This is a genomic window from Okeania sp. SIO2F4 (assembly GCF_010672385.1).
Classification (GTDB): Bacteria; Cyanobacteriota; Cyanobacteriia; order Cyanobacteriales; family Microcoleaceae; genus Trichodesmium.
This window is the reverse complement of the sequence record NZ_JAAHGT010000102.1, coordinates 1-1,422: the sequence shown is the minus strand read 5'-3', so window position 1 is coordinate 1,422 and position 1,422 is coordinate 1. Positions and strand designations below refer to the sequence as shown.

Genomic DNA, 1,422 nt, shown 5'->3' with positions numbered 1-1,422 from the left:
TCCCTGTGAGTGTGATTGTTCCTGTGGCACTATCATAGCTACTAGCTGTTATTCCTGTTGGGAGTGTGCTGTTGACTGATAAGCTTTCTACTGTATCTCCGTCTGGTCTGTTGGTTAATACGATTGTGGCTGATTCGATGTTGGTGTCGTCTATGTCTGTTATCGCAACATCACTGTCTCCTATTGCTACTGCTGCACCTCCTTCTGTGAAGGTTGTTGTGTAGTTGTTGTCTGTAGCTCCACTGCTGTCGTCCCCGTCTAGGTCTAATGTGGGAGGATCATTAATAGGAATAACCTCCACTACAGTAATATGAACTTGGTTACTATTTGGTCCAAAAACTTCAAATGATGAATTTCTATTTTCGTCTGTCAGAACTATCTGTAGAGTTCTGTCTGTAGTATCTGGGTTTTCGCTGGTGTTTTCGTATTGAATATCTCTTAGTGCTGTTGCAAAATCATCAACGCTGGCGGTATCTCCTGTAGTTGGTGTTAGGGTAACTACTCTTTCGCCATCCACGTTTGTAGTTACTGTAGCAGTTAAGTTTGTACCTGTTACTATAGCTGAATCTGTTAGTTCTACACCATTAACCAAAAATTTTTCATCGTCACCATCAATAGGATTAGTCAGGGTGATTGTTGCTTCCTGTAATCTACCGCCATCAGCAGTAGTGCCATTGTTTATGTAATCTCGAATAATCAGGCCCTCAGTAGTAAGTACACCATCTGTTGTAGTCTCACCTGTCGCGATGTCTACTATATTAATAGGACCACCGTTTTCTGTAAATGTTGTTTCGTAGTTAGTTCCTGGGGTATCAGTACCATCTAGGTCTATTAGTGGGATGTCAAAAAGGGATATTTGCTCCGGGTCGGATATCCCATCATTACTATTGGTTTCTTCTGTAGGAAGGAGTTCTTCAGCTACTGGAGCGCTGGCAAAGTTTCTGATGTGATATAGTTGTCCGTTACCATCCCCTGCATCATTACTGCTAACATATAATTTTCCTTCTGCGTCAGTCCAAGCTGCACCATACCTTGCTGGATCTAAATTTCCACCACTTTCTAACTGTATTGTAGTTGTACTAATCGTAGCATTATTAGTATCAGAGATATCAATTCTAACTAATTCACCTTCACTACTGATGCCATAAAAGCTGTTTTGAGATCGTATATAAGTTAAATCTGCTGGCATATTACCAATGGGAACTGTGCCAGTCAAATTTATTGTTGTTGCTGTTACCGGGTTATCAAGATTGATTCTACGTATTGATGTTTTAATGTCTCTGTTGGTTATCCATAAATTATTGTCTTGGTCTATATCTCCAGCAGTAGGCCTTCGAGCAAGAGTAACTTTTACAAAGGACGGCGAATAGCTATCCACATCCAATATGACGGCGCATACACCGATTGAGTGACGGTTTACGA

The 1,422-nt window shown here is 40.9% G+C and carries 1 protein-coding gene; it reads right to left on the bottom strand.

The genetic code is table 11. The annotated features are described in order from the left end of the window. A partial coding sequence (locus tag F6K22_RS09265) for a DUF6923 family protein (RefSeq protein WP_483244121.1) occupies nt 1–1,422 on the bottom strand: 1,422 nt, incomplete at both ends.